Below are 19,298 nucleotides of genomic sequence, written 5' to 3'. Positions count from 1 at the left end.
ACATGACCGAGACCATCGTCGCCATCGGCACGCGCAAGGGGCTCTGGATCGCCCGCAGCGCCGACCGGCAGGACTGGACCCTCGAGGGTCCGCACTTCCTCATGAGCGAGGTCGCCTCCGTCGCCGTCGACACCCGCGAGGGACGCTCGACCGTGCTGGCGGGCGTCAAGTCGTGGCACTGGGGACCCACGGTCCAGGCCTCCACCGACGGTGGCCGCACGTGGACCGAGAGCGCCGAGCGGGCCCTGGCCTTCCCGGCCGACACCGACACCGCGCTCGAGCGCGTCTGGCAGCTGACGCCCGACCCCAACGACACCGACGTCGTGTGGGCGGGGGTCGAGCCGCACGCCCTCTTCAAGAGCACCGACCGCGGCGAGCACTACGAGCTCGTCCGCGGCCTCTGGGACCACCCCCACCGCCCGACCTGGGAGCCCGGCTTCGGCGGTGGCGCCGTGCACACGATCGTCCCCGAGCCCGGACACCCGGAGTCGGTGCTCGTCGCGATGAGCGCGGGCGGCGTCTATCGCTCGGGCGACGGCGGGCAGACGTGGGCTCCGAGCAATCCCGGCATCCGGGCCGGCTTCATGCCCGACAACGAGTACCCGGAGTACGGCCAGTGCGTGCACAAGGTGGCTCGCGGCCAGGGCGAGGGGGAGCTCTTCGCCCAGAACCACAACGGTGTCTACCGCTCGCACGACAACGGCGCGACGTGGGACTCCATCGCCGAGGGGCTGCCGACCGACTTCGGCTTCACGGTCCTCGCCCACCCGCGCCGTCCCGGTGTCGTCTGGGTGGTGCCCGTGGCCGACTCCGGTGAGCGCATCCCGCCGGACGCCCAGCTGCAGGTCCAGCGGTCCGAGGACGCCGGCGCGACGTGGCGTCAGCAGGCGAACGGTCTGCCCGGCCACAGCTACACGTGCGTGCTGCGCGACGCGGCCTCCCTCGACGCGGCCGACCCGGTCGGCGTCTACCTCGGCACCCGCAACGGCGACGTCTTCGCCTCGGCTGACGAGGGTGAGACCTTCCAGCGCATCGCGACCCAGCTGCCCGACGTGCTCGTCGTGCGCGCCGCCCAGCTCGCCTGACACGCAAGGGATTCCGTATGCCGTCCGCCCCCGTCCGCGTCATCCTCCCCGGCATGCTCCGCGACCTCGTGGGTGGCGTCGCCGAGATCGAGGTCGAGTCGCCGTCCGAGTCGCAGACGGTGGCCGAGCTGCTCGACCGGGCGTTCTCCGGTCATCGCATCCTCGACGGCAAGGTGCGCGACGAGCGCGGCCAGATCCGTCGGCACGTCAAGGTCTTCGTCAACGGCGAGGACGCCACGCGCGGCGAGGGCATCGACGCACCGGTCCCGGCCGGAGCCCGCGTCCACATCATCAACGCCGTCTCAGGAGGCTGACGGCAGCCCGGACATCGGCCCGAGCACGGGGRAGTCGGCCCGCAGTACCGCCCCGCCCGGGGTCTCGCGGCCCAGTGTCAGGTCGCCACCCAGTGACCTCAGGGTGTCGCGCAGCAGCCGGAGCCCGAGGTGCCCTCGGTTCGAACCGGCCGGAGGCTCGTCAACCGTGGCCGAGGGCCCCACGCCGTCGTCGCGCACCTCGACGACGACGCGCTCGCCCCGGAGGGCGGCCGACACCGCCACGGTCGAGGCGTCCGCGTGCTTGTCGACGTTGCGCAGCCCTTCGCGGACGACCCGGAAGGTCAGCTGGGCGACGGCGAGCGAGTCGTCGAGCCGGGGGTCCACCGAGACGTCGACGTCGGTTCCACGCCGGCGCTGCCGGTCCGCCAGCTCCTCGACGGCAGCCACGAGGCCCCCGCTGCGCAGGTCCGCCGGGTAGACGTCGGTGAGCAGCTCGCGCGCCCCCGTGGCGCTGCGTGCGAGGTCGGCCGACGCCTGCTCGAGCAGGTGTCGCTCCGCGGTCGCCTCCTCCGGCAGGGCGGCCGCCACGGTCGGCAACGCGTACCCGAGCCCCACGATGTCCTGCACGAGTCCGTCGTGGAGGTCCTGCGAGAGGCGACGGCGCTCGAGGTCCGAGGCCGACAGCGCGTGGGCCATCATCTCCTCCCGCTCGGCGAGGCCGCGGTCGACGCGGCGGGCGAGGGACAGCGCGAGCGGGAGCAGGGCGAGGGCGAGCAGCAGGAGCGAGACCAGGCCCAGCGTGGTGAACTGCCAGCGGATGTCGGCGACGTCGTGCTGGATGCGCTCGGTGGGCCAGTAGGCCTCGAAGACGAGGGGATGGCCGTCGGCGGCGCGGAAGCCGACGTAGACCTCGATGAGCTCCTCATGGGACTGCTCGGCGGCGTTCTCGGGCTTGTCGAGATCTGACAGCTCCGCGGTTGCGCCGGTGCCCCCGAAGAGGGCTGCGACGTCGGGATCGAGCTCGTACGTCCTGCCGGTCATGCCCGCCTCGTCGGTCCACAGCACGAGCCCGTCGGCGGTCCAGATCTTCATGTGGGCGATGGACCCGTCGGCCATCCGTGCCCGCATGAGGCGCTCGAGGGGTGCCATGGCCTCGGGCCGGCCCGCCCGCACCCCCTCGTCGACGAGCGGTGCCACGACCGAGTTGGCGAAGGCGACGCTGCGCACGTCGGCCTCGTGGAGGGACAGGGACTCGGCCAGGGGTTGGGACAACAACAGCGTGCCCGAGGCGACGACGAGCAGCACCGCCACGCTCCAGACCACGAACCGGGTCACGGCGCTGCGCACGACGGTCGACCGGCCGGGTGCGAGCGGCCCGCGGCTCGCCCTGCCGGAGGTGCGGTCAGATCTCATCGTCGAGCCGGATCAGCTTGCGCCGCAGAGCGATCATGACCGCCTCGAGCTGGCTGTGCGCGTCGAGCTTGACGAGGATGTTCTTGATGTAGCCGCGGCAGGTGAGCACCGAGATGCCGAGGGTACGGGCGATGGCCGTGGGGTCCCGCCCCTGGGCGAGCAGGGCGAGGACCTGCTGCTCCCGAGAGGTCAGCAGCTCCGGGGTGCCCTGTCTGCCGGACCCGTTGCCGACGAGCGCCCGCAGCAGCACCGGGTGCACGGCGAAGGTCCCGCGACTGGCCTCGCGCACCGCCTGGATCAGCTCGGCGAGTGGGCCGCCCTTGGGCAGCAGCGCCGAGGCTCCGGCCTCGGCGGCGCGGGCCAGCAACGCGTGGGTCACGTGGGCGGTGAGGACGACCACGCGCACCTGCGGGTGGGCGTCCGTGACGCGGCGGGTCAGCTCGATGCCGTCACCGTCGTCGAGGTGCACGTCCATGACGATCGCGTCGGGCCGCGCACGGTCGATGATCGCGAGCGCGTCGACGACGCCGCCCGCGGTGCCGACACTCTCCATGTCCGGCTGGGCGGACACGGCGAGCGACAGGGCGTCGGCGACAGTTCGGTGGTCGTCGACGACCAGCACACGCATCATCTCGGACGACATCGAGCCCCCTCGTCGTCAGGACAGTGCGCTCCCCGGCGCACCGTTCCGCGAACCAGTATCACGGCTGGAGGCCTCGCGTGCGGAGAAACGGCCCTCGAAAAGTGGGGGTCGGGGCACCCGCCGCTGGGTGGTCCGGCGTCATCCGGAGGCGCCCACCATGGGAGGAGTTCTGCAAGGGGGGATCCGGATGAACGGAACTGCTGGGCTTCGCGTACGCCTGTGTGGGGGACTCGTCGTGGGAGACGGGGACCTGGTCCTCGGCCCGCGCGACGTCGGAGGGGCCAAGGCGCGTCAGGTGCTCATGGCGCTGCTGTTCGAGGCCGGTGCGAGTGTCTCTAAGGGACGCCTCATCGAGTTCCTCTGGGGTGGAAGACCGCCCGCCGGTGCACTCGGCACGCTGGAGGCCTACGTCAGTGTGCTCCGGAAGCGGCTCGCGACGGTGTTCCCGGGCGGGACGCCGGTCGTCACGGTCCCGGGCGGCTACCGCTGGGACGTGGACCGGGCGCCCGTCGACGTCGTCGAGTTCACCCGGCTCGTCGCCGCCGCACGCGCGGTCGACGTGTCCGGGACGGATGCGCTGGACGCGTATGCCGCTGCCCTCGCCCTCGTCGAACGTCCTCTGGCGCCCGTGGACGGCGACCTGCCCTGGCTCGAGGAGCACGTCTCCGGTCACCACTCCCGGGTGCTCCGCGTGCTCACCGACGCCGCACGCCTCGCGCTGGACGAGGGCGACCCGTCCCGCGCCGAGACCTGGGCCCGGGACGCGATCGAGCGCGACCTGCTCGTCGAGGCGGCCTGGCAGGTGCTGCTCGAGTCGCTGGAGCGCCAGGGACGCCAGGCCGAGGCGATGCGGGAGTACGAGACCTGTCGCTCGGTCTTCGCCGAGGAGCTGGGCTGCGACCCGGGACCGGGACTGCGCACGGTCTTCACGCGTCTGCTCGCGGCGACGTCGTCCGACGACGACGGGCTGCGCGACCTCGTCGACGCCGTCGTGCGCCTGCACGTGCGGCTGCTCGCCCACGGGGGTGCGGGTCGCGGGGCGGGTCGGCTGCCCTCCGCGCACGCGGCCGGAGGTCGTGGGGCCGGGGGCATCGCACAGCCCGAGGCGCTCGCCTCCCTCGAGGAGGACTGCCGGCGGCTCCGGTCACTGCTCCGCGCCGCGAGCGGAACGGTGCCGTCGGGTCTCCCGGGTGGCCGACCGGCCGGAGACGTCAGGAGAGCGGCCACGGCGTGACGACGCGTCCGTCCAGGTCGTCGAGGAGAACAGGCCCGAGGACCCGGGAGTCCACCGAGCGGGAGCGGTCGTCGCCCATGACGAAGACGGCACCTGCGGGCACGGCGACGGGGCCGAACCACACACTGTCCATCGACTCCTCGTCGACCCACGGCTCGGTCACCGGCACGCCGTCGACGACGAGCCGCCCGTCCTCGAGGCCGACCACGTCGCCGCCGACCGCGACGACGCGCTTGACCCACGACGTCCCGGTGGGCACCTGGGCGCCGGCGTTCGTCGTGGACGCCGCCCGCTCGGCCCACCCCGGGCCGACGACGACCACGTCGCCTCGGGACACGGTCCCCGCCCACGGCGTGCGGAGCAGGATCACGTGGTCGCCCGCCGAGAGCGTCGGGCTCATCGAGTCGGAGGTGACACGGACCGGCTCGACCACCCAGTGCGACCCGACGGCGAGACCGACGGCGAGCACGGCGAGTGCCCGGCGCGCGCGGCGCGAGCCGTGGTGGAGGCCACGACCCCGACGACCCGCGACTGGCGACTGCACGTCCGGCCTCCGAGGGGAGCGCACGGTCCCGGCTGCCGACGCGCCCTCCCCGGGCGGTCGCCCCGACGCGGACATCGGCAGGCTCACGTGAACCTGGCCACGGCCCAGACGATCCAGCCACAGACGCCCACCGCGAGCAGCAGGTTGGTGACGGAACGGCGCTGGGCGGGGGCCATCAGGCCGACGAGGAGGGCCAGCGCCGCGAACTCGGCGGTGACGCAGACGGCATCGGGCAGCCCCAGGGCCTCGACGGTCGAACCGCCCTCGGACCCCGGGATGACGGGCATCCCGTTGCCGTGGCCGCCGGGCACGAGCAGGGGACCGTGGTGCCCGCCACCGGACACGGCCGCACCCTCGCTGTGGAACGGCAGTCCTGCGGTGCGGGACACGACGTAGAGGGCGATGAGGCCGGCCGTCGAGAGCACCGCCGCGGGCAGGACCCGCCTCGCGGTGCCGCGCCACAGCGCCTGGCCCAACCACAGCTGGGCGGTGGCGACGACAGCGAAGAAGACACCGGCCGGTGCCCACTCGTCGACGTGCTCCGGCGTCACGACCACGTGGACGAGCCCGGCCACCCCGAGGAGGGTGCCGGCCGCGCGGGCCTCGGCCGACGGCGTACGCCAGCGGTGTGCCTGCTGCGGCGTGCCCTCGTCGTCGACCGCGGCACCGTGAAGGCCCTCGTGGGCCGTCGCGTTCACAGCTCGCCGTCCTCGGGCAGCGACCTGCACGGATCACTCATCGGGTCGGTCGACTCCCCGGCCACGACCTCGAACTGGCTCATCATGTCGTGGTCCTCGTGGACGAGGTTGTGGCAGTGGATCATGTACTTGCCCCGCCCCTCGAAGCGCATGACGACCCGCACCGTCTCGTTCTCGCCGACGTAGACGACGTCCTTGGGCCCGAGCTCGTGGGCCATCGGCGCCGCGCCGTTGCGGTCGAGCACGCGGAAGTCCACGAGGTGGATGTGGACCGGGTGGAACCAGCCGCCCGACGAGTTGCGGATCTCCCACACCTCGACGTCCCCCTCTGCGGGGTTTGCCTCGACGAGCGCGAACCGGCTGCGCACGACGTCGTCCCACGTGTGGCCGTTGATCGTCCACTGGCTGTTCTTGCGCACGAGGTCGAGCTTTCGGGTGCGCACGGCGTCCGCGGCGGTCAGCGCCATGACCGGGTTGGTCGGGTTGAGCTGGTCGGGAACGGCGTTGTCGGCCGGGTCGAAGTCGTCGCCGACGACGTCGAAGGCCATGACCTTGTTCGTGCTGTCGTAGTCGATGTTGTTCTTCGGGCTCGAGTTGCCGAGCACGACCCGCCGGCCCACGGGGTAGCGGCTGAAGTCGACGACGACCTCGTAGCGCTCGGCCATGCCCTGCCGGAAGCTCCTGACCCGCTGGGGTGCCGGCATCAGGCCCCCGTCCGTCGCGATGACGACGAACGGGTCGCCGGAGTCGAGCGACCACTGGTAGGACCGTGAGATCGAGGCGTTGAGCAGCCGGAAGCGGTAGCGCCGCCGCTTGACCTTCATGACCGGCCACGGCACCCCGTTGACGAGGACGACGTCGCCGAACATCCCGGACTCGTCGTGGTTGTCGAAGTAGAGCTGCCCGTCCGTCGCGAACATCGCGTCGCTGACGACCAACGGGACGTCGAACTCGCCGTGTGGAATCGGCAGCGACTGCTCCAGCGGGTCCGTGAGGTGGTACTGCGCTGCCAGGCCCATGAGGACGTTCTCCGCCGTGTGGTGCAGGCCGTGGTCGTGGTACCAGAGCGTCCGGGCCGTCGGGGTGTTCGGGTAGACGTAGTCCTTGTACTGACCAGGGTTCGTGATGTCGCTGGCGTACCCGTCGTACTCCGGGGCCGACGGTGACCCGTGCAGGTGCACCGAGGTCCATGGCGTGTAGCGCAGGAGCGGGTGGGTCGCCGGCAGGTTGTTGACCTGGCGCATGACGGTGCGGCGGCCCTGCGCGACCTTGACCGTCGGCCCGGGCACGCTGCCGTTGTAGCCCCACAGTGGCGTCTTGAGGCCCGGGACGACGTCGGCCATGACCGGCTTCATGTAGACCTTGTAGTAGTCGGTCGTGCTGTCGACCCGGCTGGGCTGGAGCACGGGCGGCACCCGGAAGGGCAGCGTGAACGGCCTCGGCAGCCTGCTGCTCGCGAGCCGGCTCTGCGTGCTCGAGCCCGCCCTGACGGTGCGCTCCAGCGGCAGGGCCAGGGCGGCGCCACCCACGACGCCCAGCTTCATCAGGTCACGACGCGACAGTGACATGGTTCCTCCTCGATCGACTCCAACTTCCTCTAGGACAGCGGGGCGACCTTGGGATCTCCTTGTGGGTCAGGGGAGCCCGTGCCCAAGGTTTCCGCAAGGCCGCGCGCGGAGCCTGACGGGAACGCCCGTACCGGGCGCCCGTCACCGGACCTACGCGTGAGAAGGCAAGTCATGAGACGTCCAACCGCAGCGGCGCTCGCCGCAGTCATCGGCCTCCCGGTCGTCATCGGTGTCAGCGCATCCGCCGCCGTCGTCGGCGGTACGCCCGGACCGGGCCTGGCGGCCGTCGGTCCCGTCAGCGCGACCAACGGCTACCCCACCTGGTACAAGGACAAGAACGGGCTGCGGCTCGAGCTGTGCGTCGCCGCCGCCGACCCCCTCTGCCCCGCTCGAGGCGACCTGCCCGACGAGACGGCGCCCGTCGCCTTCCCTGACAACTACCCGGACGAGGCGTTCTACTCGCTGACCGGCGCCCAGGTCGACACGGCGAGCGCCGGCGTCGCGCGCCTCGACATGGCCCTCGAAGGAGCGTTCTCCGCCGGGCCGGTCGTCGACGGCGAGCAGGTCGTCTTCGCGCGGATGCGGATCAAGATGACCAACGTCCGCAACGCCACCGACTACACGTTCACGACACCCGTGGGGACGAAGACCCTCAAGGCCAACCGCGACGGGCTGATCTTCGACACCGAGGACATCGGCATCGGTGCGCCGGGCGACTTCTCCGGCGCCCTCGGCGGCCGCATCGGGCCGTTCCTGACGTGGGACACGTTCGGCACGCGGACGGACCCCGCTCTCAAGGGCGACACCTACGTCGGCGACGGCATCACCGACCACCGGATCAAGGGCAGCCCCTACGGCACGAACGTCTTCCGGATCCAGGGGCCGGGCGTCAACCCGTCCGCGACGACCGACGCGTGCCCGACCGTGACCGGGCCCGTCACCGACTGCATCGAGACGGACCTCTTCACCGTCCAGGGGAAGGTCGCGACGACCTCCGGCGTGTCGGCCGACGCCGCGACCTACGCCCGCTCGTCCGGCGGTACCTCGCTCGTCGACGTCTTCGCCTCGTCGGAGCCGGGGGAGCTGCAGGCCATCGAGGTGGGCGACGCCTCGAGCGTCGTCGGCTTCGCCACCACGGCCCTGACCGGGGGCGACGGGAGGTACTTCGCCCGGGTCGCCGCCGACGGGCTGCCGAGCCGAGTCCAGGTCTCGAACGTCGGCGACCTGCCGCCGTCACGCAAGACCATCGCCGTCGTCGACCGGGTGTCGGGCACCGCCGTCTTCGATGCGGGCCGGCGCGTGCTGTCGGTCGGGGCCAGCTCGAGCGACACGTTCGCCGACCCGACGCTCACCGCCGTCGGTCTCGGTGTCCTCGTCGGCGGCACGCTGGTCGTCGACCCCCTCGTGGCGCCGCCCGTCACGGTCACGGTCACCTCCGCCGCCGGTGGCGCCGTCACGCTCCCGGTGACGGTGACCGGCCCCGCCACGGACCCGATCCCGGTCAGGGCCCAGGCCGGACCCGACCAGACGGTCCAGCCGGGACAGGTCGTCACGCTCGACGGGTCCACGTCCCGGGGCACGATCCTCTCGTACGCGTGGGAGAGCCCCGAAGGAATCTCCCTGACCTCGCCGAACAGCGCCGTTGCGTCCTTCACCGCCCCTGACGCTCCCGGCGACTACGAGCTTGCCCTCGTCGTGACGGGACCCGGGGGCACGAGCGACCGGGCCACGGCCACCGTCACGGTCACGCCGCCGGTGACGGTCGTCGTCGCGAGCGCCGGGTCCGACCAGACGGTGCGGCGCGGGACCGTCGTGACCCTCGACGGTGGGGCGTCACAGGGAGCCGCGACCTATGCCTGGGCGCAGGTGGCCGGCCCGACGAGGCCGACGGTGACCCTCTCCGGCGCCACGTCCGCCCGACCGACGTTCACGTTCCCGCTCTTCCACGCCTCGGACGGCAACGCGGGCCCGCTGACGTTCCGGCTCACGGTGCGCGATGCCACCGGGGCCCTCACGTCCACGGACGACGTGGTGGTGACGCCCACCTCCGACACCGTCGTCGTGACGACGGCGCGCTTCAAGGGCCAGTGGCGCATCGACGGCACGGGCAGCGTCGTGGCGGGACAGCGGGTCACGGCGCACCTGGGTGGACTCGCTGGGACGGTCATCGGATCAGCGGTCGTCGACGCGGCCGGCGGGTTCTCGATCCGGCCCGCCACCGGACCCGTCGCGACCCAGGGCGCCACGGTCGTCGTCGAGTCGGAGCTGGGCGGTGTCTCCACCCCGTTCACCGTGCGGCTGAACTGACCCTCCCCGGGTGGACGCAGCTACCCCCGGCCGTCCACCCCCGAGGTGGCCTCCTCCTCGCGGAGGGGGCCACCGTCGTGAGTGCTGGCTCGGGTCGTCCGCCTCGGTCGCGCCGTCGTCAGCGACCGACGCCGAGGAGGATGGGCAGGGCGGTGCGCTCGAGCTCTCCGACCGCGAGAGAGCGCGGTTCGACGAGCCGCTGGGTCATCGAACCCTGGGCGAGCGCGATCGCGACGCGGACGAAGAGGTCGGTGGGGATCGGGAGGGTGAGTCCCTGGCGCGACACCGCCTCGTCGACGACGGACACCAGCTCGTCGCGGACCCGACGCTGCTGGGCAGCCCAGGTGCGTCGCGCGTCGGCATCGCGGATGGCGTGCAGGGTGAACTCGGTCGTGAGCACGAGCCAGCGCTCTCTGCTGTCGTCGGCCAGCGCCGCGAAGACGTCGCGGAGCACCTCGTCGGCGCTCGCGTGCTCGCGTTTGCTCGCACGGCGGATCCGGTCGACGAGCGCCTCCGAGTGGCGTCGGGAGAGCTCGACGACGAGGTCGTCCTTGGAGCTGAAGTTGGAGTAGAAGGCGCCTCGTGTGAAGCCGGCGCGTTCGCAGATGTCCTCGACGGTCGCGCCGTGGAACCCGCGCTCGGCGAAGACCTCGCTCGCGGCCTCGAGGACACGGTCGCGGGTGGCCTGGCGACGCGCGCTGATGCGTGGAGCGGTGGACGGGTGTGTGGCGGACGGCATACGCAAAGGATACAACCTCGAATTGAATACGACCTCGTATCGGAGCATACTCGTCAGGTGACCACTCCCAGCTCAGGCCGACCCACGGACCCCGACCAGCGCACCATCGTCGTCGACGACGTCAGCGTCGCCGGCACGCACGAGCCCTTCGTCGAGCACGTGAGCTTCACGGCCCCGGGGGGCGTCGTCACGTTCGTCCCGACCGACCCGGGCATCCCCCAGGTCGCACTCGCCCTCGCCATCGGAGGCCGGGTCGACCTGCTGCGCGGGCGGGTCAGCATCGGCGGGGTCCCGGAGCGAGCCGAGCTGCAGCTGCGCACGCGGCTCGTCGACATCGCCGACGTGACGGCCCCCGAGGACTCCCTGGCGGTGCGGGCCGTCGTGCAGGAGGAGCTCGCCCTCGCCGAGCGTCCTGCCTCCCGCTCGGCCGTCGCCACCTTCCTGTCCGAGCACGACCTCGCCGACCGCTCCGGGGTGCCCTGGGAACAGCTGCCCGCAGGGGTGCGCACGAGCCTGCTGCTCGAGCTCGGCGCCCTCCACCCCCACGTACGCGTCCTCGTCCTCGCCGGTGCCGAACGGCACGGCGGGGACCACGGGGTCTGGCTCGAGACCTGCCATTGGCTGGCCCGCGAGGGCTTCGCCGTCATCGTCCTGACGACGGCTGCCCTGGCATCCACGCTGCCTCCCGACGAGGTCGAGGCTGAGCCCGCGCCGCAGCCGGCGCTCGCGTTCACATCGCAGCCCGACCCGGAGACGGAGCCGGAGACCGTGCCGGAGCCCGAGCCGGAGCCCGAGCCGGAGCCCGAGTCCGAGACCGAGCCGGAGAGCGAGCCGGAGACCGAGCCGGGGCCGGAGACCGCTCCCGACCCGCAGGACACCACCGCAACCACCCCGAAGGAGCCCTCGGCATGAACCCCGTCCGCCTCGCGGTCGCCGAGCTGCGCCGCCTCACGAGCTCGCGCCTGGCCCGGCTCGCCCTGGCTGCGCTCGTCCTCATCCCCACGCTCTACGGCGGTCTCTACCTCTACGCCAACCACGACCCCTACGGGGGCTTCCCGCAGGTGCCGGCGGCCGTCRTGAGCGACGACACCGGCACCACCCTCAGCACGGGGGAGAAGCTGCAGGTCGGCGGGCGGGTCGCCGACCAGCTCGTCGACTCGAGGTCCTTCGACTGGCACCGGGTCTCGCACGACGAGGCGATGCGCGGTGTCGACGACGGGACCTACGCCTTCGCCGTCATCCTGCCCCGGACGTTCTCGGCCGACCTGGCGTCGACCGCCGAGTTCCGGCCGCGACAGGCCACGGTCGTGCTCGAGACGAACGACGCCAACAACTACATGACCTCGACCATCGGCAACCAGGTCATCAAGCAGGTGACGGCATCGGTCGCGAGCGAGGTGAGCCGGACCGCGGCCAGCAAGCTGCTCCTCGGCTTCAGCGACGTCCACGACCAGCTCGTCAAGGCCGCCGACGGCTCCGAGCAGCTGCGGGCCGGGGCGGTCAAGGCCGACGACGGCGCGAAGAAGCTGGCGAGCGGGGCCCGCACCCTCGCGACCGGCCTCGACGACCTCGCCTCGGGGGCCCGGCGCCTCGACACCGGTGTCGGCCAGGCGGCCTCCGGCGCCGACAGCCTCGAGGCGGGCGCCGGCCAGCTCGCCTCCGGCCTGTCCACGCTGCAGTCCCGCACCGCCAACCTGCCGGCCCAGACCGCGCGGCTCGCCGACGGCGCCGAGCAGGTCGCCGCCGGCAACCGGACCATCGCCTCCTACGGCACCCAGGCCGCGACCGCGTCGACCCAGCTCAAGAGCCGGATCGCCGCCGACCGGTCGAGCTTCCTGGCGGCCCTGCGCGCCCAGGGGCTCACCGACGCCCAGCTCGCCGTCGTCGAGTCGCGGCTCGACGTCGTCGACGGCTACGTCGACACGGCCGACAGCACGATCCAGTCGGCCTCCGGCAGCCTGACCCGCCTCTCCAAGGGCGCCGACCAGGTCGCGACCGGCGCCCGGACGCTCGCCTCGGCGACGCCGGCCCTGACGAGTGGCATCGCCCAGGCCCGCTCCGGCGCCGTCCAGGTCCGCGACGGCGCCAGCGCGCTCGCCACCGGTCTCGACCAGCTCAAGACCGGCTCGAGCGCGCTCGCGTCCGGCGCGACGAAGGCCTCCACCGGCGCCGACCAGCTCTCGTCGGGCGCGACCTCCCTCGCCTCCGGCCTCGACTCGCTCGTCAAGGGTGCCACCGACCTGCACGCCGGTCTCGTCAAGGGCCGTGACGCCGTGCCCGACCCTTCCGACGCCCAGCGCAAGGCGATGGCCCAGACGATCGGCAACCCCGTCGGGGTCTCGTCCGACTCCCTCTCATCGGCCGGCTCCTACGGTGCCGGGCTCGCGCCGTTCTTCATGAGCCTCGCGCTCTGGATCGGCGCCTACGTCCTCTTCCTCTTCGTCCGGCCCCTGTCGACGCGTGCCCTCGCGACGAGCCAGCGCTCGGTCCGCACGGCCGTCGGCGGCTGGCTCGCGCCGGCGCTCGTCGGCGTCCTCCAGGCCGCGGCGCTCGTGCTCGTCGTCGGGAGGGGCGTCGACATCCGGATCGCGCACCCGGTGCTCGCCTTCCTCTTCCTCGTCTTCGTGTCCATGACGTTCGTCGCGATCCTGCACGCCCTCGCCGCACGGCTCGGGGCCGTCGGGAAGTTCCTCGGCCTCGTCTTCATGGTCGTCCAGCTCGTCAGCGCGGGCGGCACGTTCCCCTGGCAGACGTTGCCCGCGCCGCTCCAGGCCATCCACCACGTCGTCCCGATGACGTACGCCATCGACGGGCTCCGCCGGCTCATGTACGGCGCCGACCTCGGTCCCGTGCCGGGCAGCATCGCGGTGCTCGCGGCATACCTCGTCGGTGCCCTCGCCGTGTCGACGGTCGCCGCCCGGCGCTCGCGGATGTGGACGCCGTCGCGGATCAAGCCCGAGCTGAGCCTCTGACCGGTCTGGGCTGACAACGCGGCCGGTCCGGAGCATGCTCGGAGTCATGAGCAGCGCCTCGAGAGAGAAGACCCTCATCCTCATGCGTCACGCCAAGGCCGAGGAGGGGCCGGGCAAGGTCGACCACGACCGCGAGCTCGCGGCCCGTGGTCGACGGGACGCCAAGGCTGCCGGGAAGTGGCTCCATGCCGAAGGCCTCGTGCCCGACCTCGTGATCTGCTCGACCGCGCAGCGCACGCGACAGACGTGGGAGGAGGCGTGCCGCGGTGGCGCGCACACGGAGTTCGTCGAGTTCCGGCGCAGCGTCTACCTCGGCGGCTCCGAGCAGACGCTCGAGACGGTGCGCGAGGACGCCGGTGACACCTCGACCGTCCTCGTCGTCGGCCACAACCCGACGATGGCGCAGCTGACGAGCCTGCTCACTGACGGCGAGGGCTCGCGCGAGGCGCAGGAGGCCCTCGGGGAGGGCTTCGTCACGAGCGGGCTCGCGGTCCTGCGCTACGCGGGGGACTGGGCCGACCTCGACCTCGGCACGTGCGAGCTGGCGCGCTTCCACGTCAGCCGCGGTCACGACGACTGACCGGCCGACGCCCGGTGGGCACGGGCTCAGGCTGTGAGATGCGGTGTCCACCCAGCGGACACGGTTCTATGCTGCTGGCATGACGCAGACGCCTGACATCAAGCCCCGCAGCCGCGACGTCACCGACGGTCTCGAGAAGACCGCCGCGCGGGGGATGCTCCGGGCCGTGGGCCTCGGCGACGACGACTGGGTCAAGCCGCAGATCGGCGTCGCGAGCTCGTGGAACGAGATCACGCCGTGCAACCTGTCGCTCGACCGGCTCGCCAAGGCGGTCAAGGACGGCGTGCACGCCGGGGGTGGCTACCCGCTCGAGTTCGGCACGATCTCCGTCTCCGACGGCATCTCGATGGGCCACGAGGGCATGCACTTCAGCCTCGTCTCCCGCGAGATCATCGCCGACTCCGTCGAGACGGTCATGAACGCCGAGCGCCTCGACGGGTCAGTGCTGCTCGCGGGTTGCGACAAGTCGCTCCCGGGCATGCTCATGGCTGCCGCCCGTCTCGACCTCGCGTCGGTCTTCCTCTACGCCGGCACGATCCTGCCGGGCATCGCCAAGCTCTCCGACGGCAGCGAGAAGGAGGTCACGATCATCGACGCCTTCGAGGCCGTCGGTGCGTGCAACGCCGGGAAGATGTCGCTCGAGGACGTCGACGCGATCGAGCGCGCCATCTGCCCGGGGGAGGGCGCCTGCGGCGGCTTCTACACCGCCAACACGATGGCCGCCGTGGCCGAGGCCATCGGCATGTCGATCCCCGGCTCGGCCGCGCCGCCCGCCACCGACCGGCGCCGCGACATGTACGCCCGCAAGTCGGGCCAGGCCGTCGTCGAGCTGCTCCGCAAGGGCATCACCGCGCGCGACATCATGACGAAGCCGGCCTTCGAGAACGCCATCGCCGTCGTCATGGCCTTCGGCGGCTCGACCAACGCCGTGCTCCACCTGCTCGCCATCGCGCACGAGGCCGAGGTGGACCTGACGATCGAGGACTTCCGGCGCATCGGTGCGAAGGTGCCGCACCTGGCCGACGTCAAGCCGTTCGGCAGCTTCGTCATGAAGGACATCGACCACATCGGCGGCATCCCCGTCGTCATGAAGACGCTGCTCGAGGCCGGGCTGCTCGACGGCGACTGCCTCACCGTGACGGGCAAGACGATGGCCGAGAACCTCGACGACATCAACCCGCCGCACATCGACGGCCGTGTCATCCGCGAGATGGCGACGCCGATCCACAAGACCGGTGGCCTGACGATCCTCACCGGCTCGCTGGCGCCCGAGGGCGCCGTCGTGAAGTCGGCCGGCTTCGACGAGTCCGTCTTCGAGGGCACCGCCCGCGTCTTCGACGGCGAGCGCGCCGCGATGGACGCCGTCGAGCAGGGCTCACTGCAGAAGAACGACGTCGTCGTCATCCGCTACGAGGGCCCCAAGGGTGGTCCCGGGATGCGCGAGATGCTCGCCGTCACGGGCGCCATCAAGGGCGCGGGCCTGGGCAAGGACGTCCTCCTGCTCACCGACGGTCGCTTCTCCGGCGGCACGACCGGGCTCTGCGTCGGCCACGTCGCCCCCGAGGCCGTCGACGACGGGCCCATCGCCTTCGTGCACGACGGCGACACGATCCGCCTCGACGTCGCCAACGGCACGCTCGACGTGCTCGTCGACGACGACGAGATGGACCGTCGCCGAGCTGAAGGCGTCACGCACCCTGAGCCGAAGTACACCCGCGGAGTGCTCGCGAAGTACCGCAAGCTCGTCGGCAGCGCCAGCCGCGGCGCCGTCTGCGGCTGACCCTCGCTCGGGTTCGAGGTGATGGCGACGCGCGGCTGGGTGTCGCCATCACCTCGACCCAGGCTGGGCGGTCGATGGCGTATGCCGTGTGGCCGGGTCAGCGTTCCGCGTCGCGGAAGGCACGGGGCGTCATCCCGGTGTGCTCGCGGAACCGGCGGATGAGGTGCCGCTCGTCGCTGAATCCGGTTGCCGCAGCGATGTCCCGGACGCCGAGCCCGGTGTGCACGAGCAGGTCGGTCGCAGCCTCGAGCCGTCGTGAGGCGCGGTGGGCGTAGGGGCTCGTGCCGGTCTCGGACCGGAACCGTCGGCGCCACGTCTCATAGGTCATGCCGACCTCCGCGGCCACGGACGGCAGGTCCAGCGACTCGGCGAGGTCGCGGTCGAGCAGCTCGAGGGACCGATCGAGCCAGCCGAGCCTCGCGGCTCCGCGAGGATCCCTGCCCGCACCTGCGGTCGCGATCGCCTCGAGCAGGGCCGTGAGCAGGTCGAGCACCTCGGCGTCCCGCCCCGCGACGGTCGTCGGGCGGGTCCGCTCGCCGAAGGCCGCGAACCGGTGGCGCCACCTGGCGACCGGCAGACCGTGCACGAGGGGGTGGTCGGGCGTGAGCGCACCACGTCGCCGGGCCAGCTCGAACGCGACCCCGTCGAAGACGACGAAGACCTCGTCCCAGCCGTCGCGGTCGGCGCCGTACCAGTGCGGATGGCCGGGGTGCACGACGACGAGGGAGCCCGCGCCGAGGGACTCGTCGCGCCCCGCGTCGCGGTAGCGGCCCGTGCCCGCGGTGACGAAGGTCAGGCCCCACGTCGGGTGTCGCCGGGTCGTCCCCACCGGTAGGCCGCTGCCGCCGATGATGTGTCCGGCCACGAGCACCTCGCCGAGCCGGCCCGACGGCACGCGTCGAGCGCTCTCGCCGTGCGCCGCCCGCTCGTCCATGAGGTCATCGAACCAGATCGTTCCCCTGTGACCACGACGTTCCGGGTCGGGTCCGAGCACGACTGCTGTGCTGGGAGCTACGACGACTGCTCGGGTCGTTCACGATCCACGGAGGACGAGTCACCACATGCCCACCGACCTGCTGCCCGCGCTCACCACGGCATACCCCGTCTCTGACGGCGACGTCGCGGCCTACCGCTCGAACGGCCACGTGCGCCTGGCCCAGGTGGCCACGCAGGAGGAGGTGGCGGCGTACCGCGTGCCCGTCGCGGTGGCGGTCGAGCGCCTCAGCACCGAGACCCGGCCCCTCGCCGAGCGCGACAGCTACGGCATGGCGTTCCTCCAGGTGATGAACCTCTGGCGGCACGACGAGGACGTCGCGCGCTTCGTCATGGCCTCCCGCTTCGCCGACGTGGCGGCCCGCCTGCTCGGCGTCCCGCGGGTGCGGCTCTACCACGACCAGGCGCTCTTCAAGGAGCCCGGCGGGGGCTACACGCCGTGGCACCAGGACGCGATGTACTGGCCGCTGGACGGCTCCCGGTGCCTGACCATGTGGATGCCGCTCGTCGACATCACCCCCGCCCACGGCGGGCTCGCCTTCGCCTCCGGGAGCCACGTCGACGGGCCGCTCAGCGACATCGGCATCTCCGACGCGTCGGAGGAGTACTTCGACCGGCTGCTCACGGAGCGGGGCCTCGTCGTCGACGAACCGGTCGCGATGCGTGCCGGCGACGCGTCCTTCCACTCGGGCTGGACGGTGCACAAGGCCCTCGGCAACTCCTCGGACCGGATGCGCGAGGTCATGACCGTCATCTGGTTCGTCGACGGACTGACGGTGCTCGAACCGGCCAACTCGGCGCAGGCCAACGACCTCAGCTCGTGGTTGCCCGGGCTCGCACCGGGTGACGTCGCGGCCTCGGACTCGAACCCTGCGCTGCCCCGCTGACCCGGGACGCGTCGCCGCGAGGCTAGGAGCTCTCACCGGGTGTCGGCGACTCCATCAGCTCCGTCGACTCGGCGCGCGCCTTGAGACCCGCCGCCTCCATCGCGAGGTAGCGATCGGTGAGCGAACGGTAGCCACGCCCGACGACCGAGCCGAGCAGGCCCGACTGGGTGATCGAGAGCGTCGCCCGGCACGTGCCGCGGCCCGTCGCCTCGACGCCGTGGCGACCCGTCGTCAACGTGCCGGGCCCGCTCGCCTCCCACGTGAAGTCGTGCCCCTCGGTGAGGCCGGTGACGGTCCAGACCGTCGTCGGGATCCGCGGCTGGTCGATGCGGGCCCGCGCCCCGACCCGCAGCCCGTCGTCGAGCAGCGTCACCGACCGCACCGACGCGGTCCACTCGGGCCAGCGCTCGACGTCGCGCATCACGGCCCAGACGCGGGCGACCGGCGCGTCGATGTCGATGCTCGTGTGCTGCTCCACGGCGTCTCCTCAGGCTGGTGCGGCCCCCGGGTCCGGCGCCACGTCGGCCGCCCAGTGGCGCCACACCGACGTGACCTGCATGCCGACCTTCTCATAGAGTCCCAGGGCGCCGGTGCGGGAATCGGTCGACAGCTCGGACCGCTCGCCTCCGTGCGCGCGGGCGACCTCGAAGGCGTCGACGAGCAGCGCCCTGGCCAGACCCCTGCCGCGCTCGTCGCGGCGCACCGCGAGCTTGTCGACGTAGGCGCAGCCGCTCGACACGACGACGAAGGCCATGCCGACGACGGTGTCGGAAGCGTCGACCATGAGCCGCAGCTGCCACGGTTCGTAGCCCGGTCGTCGCGAGACGGTGGCAGTCCACTCCTCGAAGGTCGATCGCTCGCGTTCGGACCACTCGAGGAAGGCGTCCTCGTTGACCGTCCACGTCGCGCGGAGGTCGTCCTCGTCGCGCGGCTCGCGGACGGCATACCCCTCCGGGACGGGCTGTGGCTCGATCGCCTGCCCGGCCGGCAGCTCGAGCACCCACGACGTCCACAGGGTGCGGTAGCCGAGAGCCGAGAGGAGGCGCTCGCCGGCCGAGTCGCCGGGCACCGGCTGGCCGACGACGGTGCCGCCGTCACGCGCGCCGACGGCTCGGGTCCAGCGAGACAGGGCCGTCCCGAGGCCCAGACCGCGGTGGGTCGGTGCGACGGCCGCGTCGGCCCAGCGACCCTTGTAGACCTCCGCGTACGCGACGAGCCGGTCTCCGTCGAGCACGCCCACGGACTGCGTGGCGAGGTCGAAGGCGGGACGCTGCCAGTCGCCGACGATGTCGGCCTCCTCGATGAGCACCTCTCCGACGTCGTGCAGCTCGCAGGCCGCCATGAGGGCGGTGACGGCAGCCGCGTCGTCCCGCGACAGCGGTCGGTCGGCGAGGTGGGCCGCAGCAGGCGGCAGCTGGAGGGGCACGGCGCTCGTCATGCCGGTCAGTGTCCCGAGCCGGTCGCGCCGGCGACAACCGACTTTCGCGGACCCGGGGACAGCGCCGGCGCCCCGACCGCCGGCGTGACAGTGGGTGAGATCACGAGGTCACATGTTGAGACGCCCCAGATGGTCGATTGAC

The 19,298-nt window shown here is 72.4% G+C and carries 18 protein-coding genes; 9 read left to right on the top strand and 9 right to left on the bottom strand.

The window, feature by feature from the left end:
• Positions 1 to 2: 2 nt before the first annotated feature.
• Both AB4Y83_RS02145 and AB4Y83_RS02140 read left to right on the top strand, forming a co-directional pair.
• Positions 3 to 1,085, top strand: a complete 1,083-nt coding sequence (locus AB4Y83_RS02145; RefSeq protein WP_442274934.1) for a WD40/YVTN/BNR-like repeat-containing protein — start codon at positions 3 to 5, stop codon at positions 1,083 to 1,085.
• A 17-nt stretch (positions 1,086 to 1,102) separates the two neighbouring features.
• Positions 1,103 to 1,399 carry a MoaD/ThiS family protein gene (locus AB4Y83_RS02140; RefSeq protein ID WP_442274933.1) on the top strand — a complete coding sequence of 99 codons (297 nt, stop codon included), beginning with the start codon at positions 1,103 to 1,105 and terminating at the stop codon, positions 1,397 to 1,399.
• Here the strand turns inward: AB4Y83_RS02140 and AB4Y83_RS02135 are convergent.
• Entirely contained in the window at positions 1,388 to 2,773 is a 1,386-nt protein-coding gene (locus tag AB4Y83_RS02135; protein WP_442295913.1) for a sensor histidine kinase, read from the bottom strand. The two genes, AB4Y83_RS02140 and AB4Y83_RS02135, sit on opposite strands and share 12 nt — an antisense overlap.
• Positions 2,763 to 3,416, bottom strand: a complete 654-nt coding sequence (locus tag AB4Y83_RS02130; protein WP_056770308.1) for a response regulator transcription factor — start codon at positions 3,414 to 3,416, stop codon at positions 2,763 to 2,765. Before AB4Y83_RS02130 ends, AB4Y83_RS02135 begins: the two co-directional genes overlap by 11 nt.
• A gap of 235 nt (positions 3,417 to 3,651) precedes the next feature.
• Here AB4Y83_RS02130 and AB4Y83_RS02125 point away from each other — a divergent pair, with 235 nt between their 5' ends.
• A complete protein-coding gene (locus AB4Y83_RS02125; protein WP_442295912.1) occupies positions 3,652 to 4,650 on the top strand; it encodes an AfsR/SARP family transcriptional regulator in 999 nt (332 codons plus the stop codon).
• On the opposite strand, the gene lepB is transcribed toward AB4Y83_RS02125, so the two are convergent.
• The 3 genes from lepB to AB4Y83_RS02110 all read right to left on the bottom strand — a co-directional run bounded on the left by lepB (position 4,628) and on the right by AB4Y83_RS02110 (position 7,460).
• The gene (gene lepB / locus AB4Y83_RS02120; protein ID WP_442274929.1) at positions 4,628 to 5,194 is read right to left on the bottom strand and encodes a signal peptidase I; all 567 of its coding nucleotides are present in this window, start codon (positions 5,192 to 5,194) and stop codon (positions 4,628 to 4,630) included. The genes AB4Y83_RS02125 and lepB overlap by 23 nt on opposite strands.
• 83 nt (positions 5,195 to 5,277) lie before the next feature.
• Positions 5,278 to 5,892 (bottom strand): hypothetical protein, encoded by a 615-nt coding sequence (locus tag AB4Y83_RS02115; protein ID WP_442274928.1) that lies wholly within the window; start codon positions 5,890 to 5,892, stop codon positions 5,278 to 5,280.
• Positions 5,889 to 7,460, bottom strand: coding sequence for a multicopper oxidase family protein (locus AB4Y83_RS02110; RefSeq protein WP_442295911.1), 1,572 nt, complete (start codon positions 7,458 to 7,460; stop codon positions 5,889 to 5,891). Before AB4Y83_RS02110 ends, AB4Y83_RS02115 begins: the two co-directional genes overlap by 4 nt.
• Before the next feature lie 171 nt (positions 7,461 to 7,631).
• Here AB4Y83_RS02110 and AB4Y83_RS02105 point away from each other — a divergent pair, with 171 nt between their 5' ends.
• Positions 7,632 to 9,767 (top strand): PKD domain-containing protein, encoded by a 2,136-nt coding sequence (locus AB4Y83_RS02105; protein ID WP_442295910.1) that lies wholly within the window; start codon positions 7,632 to 7,634, stop codon positions 9,765 to 9,767.
• Between the two features lie 118 nt (positions 9,768 to 9,885).
• Here the strand turns inward: AB4Y83_RS02105 and AB4Y83_RS02100 are convergent, their stop codons facing one another.
• Entirely contained in the window at positions 9,886 to 10,506 is a 621-nt protein-coding gene (locus AB4Y83_RS02100; protein ID WP_442274925.1) for a TetR/AcrR family transcriptional regulator, read from the bottom strand.
• 57 nt (positions 10,507 to 10,563) lie between these two features.
• On the opposite strand from AB4Y83_RS02100, the gene AB4Y83_RS02095 reads away from it, so the two are divergent.
• The 4 genes from AB4Y83_RS02095 (at position 10,564) to ilvD (ending at position 15,838) form a co-directional block, all read left to right on the top strand.
• The gene (locus AB4Y83_RS02095) at positions 10,564 to 11,418 is read left to right on the top strand and encodes a hypothetical protein (protein WP_442295909.1); all 855 of its coding nucleotides are present in this window, start codon (positions 10,564 to 10,566) and stop codon (positions 11,416 to 11,418) included.
• Entirely contained in the window at positions 11,415 to 13,478 is a 2,064-nt protein-coding gene (locus tag AB4Y83_RS02090; RefSeq protein WP_442295908.1) for a YhgE/Pip family protein, read from the top strand. Before AB4Y83_RS02095 ends, AB4Y83_RS02090 begins: the two co-directional genes overlap by 4 nt.
• 46 nt (positions 13,479 to 13,524) lie before the next feature.
• Positions 13,525 to 14,058, top strand: coding sequence for a SixA phosphatase family protein (locus AB4Y83_RS02085; RefSeq protein ID WP_442295907.1), 534 nt, complete (start codon positions 13,525 to 13,527; stop codon positions 14,056 to 14,058).
• Between the two features lie 79 nt (positions 14,059 to 14,137).
• A complete protein-coding gene (ilvD, locus tag AB4Y83_RS02080) occupies positions 14,138 to 15,838 on the top strand; it encodes a dihydroxy-acid dehydratase (RefSeq protein WP_442295906.1) in 1,701 nt (566 codons plus the stop codon).
• Between the two features lie 97 nt (positions 15,839 to 15,935).
• Here ilvD and AB4Y83_RS02075 read toward each other — a convergent pair whose 3' ends face one another.
• On the bottom strand, positions 15,936 to 16,772 hold the full coding sequence (locus AB4Y83_RS02075; protein WP_442295905.1) for an AraC family transcriptional regulator: 837 nt from the start codon (positions 16,770 to 16,772) through the stop codon (positions 15,936 to 15,938).
• Positions 16,773 to 16,899: 127 nt separating this feature from the next.
• Here AB4Y83_RS02075 and AB4Y83_RS02070 point away from each other — a divergent pair, with 127 nt between their 5' ends.
• Positions 16,900 to 17,718, top strand: coding sequence for a phytanoyl-CoA dioxygenase family protein (locus tag AB4Y83_RS02070; protein WP_442295904.1), 819 nt, complete (start codon positions 16,900 to 16,902; stop codon positions 17,716 to 17,718).
• A gap of 22 nt (positions 17,719 to 17,740) precedes the next feature.
• Here AB4Y83_RS02070 and AB4Y83_RS02065 read toward each other — a convergent pair whose 3' ends face one another.
• Together AB4Y83_RS02065 and AB4Y83_RS02060 are read right to left on the bottom strand one after the other, a co-directional pair.
• Positions 17,741 to 18,196: an SRPBCC family protein gene (locus AB4Y83_RS02065; RefSeq protein ID WP_442274919.1), complete on the bottom strand. Its 456-nt coding sequence runs from the start codon at positions 18,194 to 18,196 to the stop codon at positions 17,741 to 17,743.
• 9 nt (positions 18,197 to 18,205) lie between these two features.
• The gene (locus AB4Y83_RS02060; RefSeq protein WP_442274918.1) at positions 18,206 to 19,156 is read right to left on the bottom strand and encodes a GNAT family N-acetyltransferase; all 951 of its coding nucleotides are present in this window, start codon (positions 19,154 to 19,156) and stop codon (positions 18,206 to 18,208) included.
• Between the last annotated feature and the right edge of the window lie 142 nt (positions 19,157 to 19,298).

Source organism: Terrabacter sp. RAF57 (genome assembly GCF_052113925.1).
Taxonomy (GTDB): Bacteria; Actinomycetota; Actinomycetes; order Actinomycetales; family Dermatophilaceae; genus Terrabacter.
This window is presented reverse-complemented; position numbering and strand designations above follow the sequence as displayed.

Excerpts from the sequence above, each read along its gene's own strand:
- AB4Y83_RS02060 (WP_442274918.1), bottom strand. The coding sequence starts at position 19,156 with ATGACGAGCGCCGTGCCCCTCCAGCTGCCGCCTGCTGCGGCCCACCTC.
- AB4Y83_RS02110 (WP_442295911.1), bottom strand. The coding sequence starts at position 7,460 with ATGTCACTGTCGCGTCGTGACCTGATGAAGCTGGGCGTCGTGGGTGGC.
- AB4Y83_RS02075 (WP_442295905.1), bottom strand. The coding sequence starts at position 16,772 with ATGGACGAGCGGGCGGCGCACGGCGAGAGCGCTCGACGCGTGCCGTCG.
- AB4Y83_RS02070 (WP_442295904.1), top strand. The coding sequence starts at position 16,900 with ATGCCCACCGACCTGCTGCCCGCGCTCACCACGGCATACCCCGTCTCT.
- AB4Y83_RS02100 (WP_442274925.1), bottom strand. The coding sequence starts at position 10,506 with ATGCCGTCCGCCACACACCCGTCCACCGCTCCACGCATCAGCGCGCGT.
- ilvD (WP_442295906.1), top strand. The coding sequence starts at position 14,138 with ATGACGCAGACGCCTGACATCAAGCCCCGCAGCCGCGACGTCACCGAC.
- AB4Y83_RS02085 (WP_442295907.1), top strand. The coding sequence starts at position 13,525 with ATGAGCAGCGCCTCGAGAGAGAAGACCCTCATCCTCATGCGTCACGCC.
- AB4Y83_RS02145 (WP_442274934.1), top strand. The coding sequence starts at position 3 with ATGACCGAGACCATCGTCGCCATCGGCACGCGCAAGGGGCTCTGGATC.
- AB4Y83_RS02130 (WP_056770308.1), bottom strand. The coding sequence starts at position 3,416 with ATGTCGTCCGAGATGATGCGTGTGCTGGTCGTCGACGACCACCGAACT.
- AB4Y83_RS02105 (WP_442295910.1), top strand. The coding sequence starts at position 7,632 with ATGAGACGTCCAACCGCAGCGGCGCTCGCCGCAGTCATCGGCCTCCCG.
- AB4Y83_RS02140 (WP_442274933.1), top strand. The coding sequence starts at position 1,103 with ATGCCGTCCGCCCCCGTCCGCGTCATCCTCCCCGGCATGCTCCGCGAC.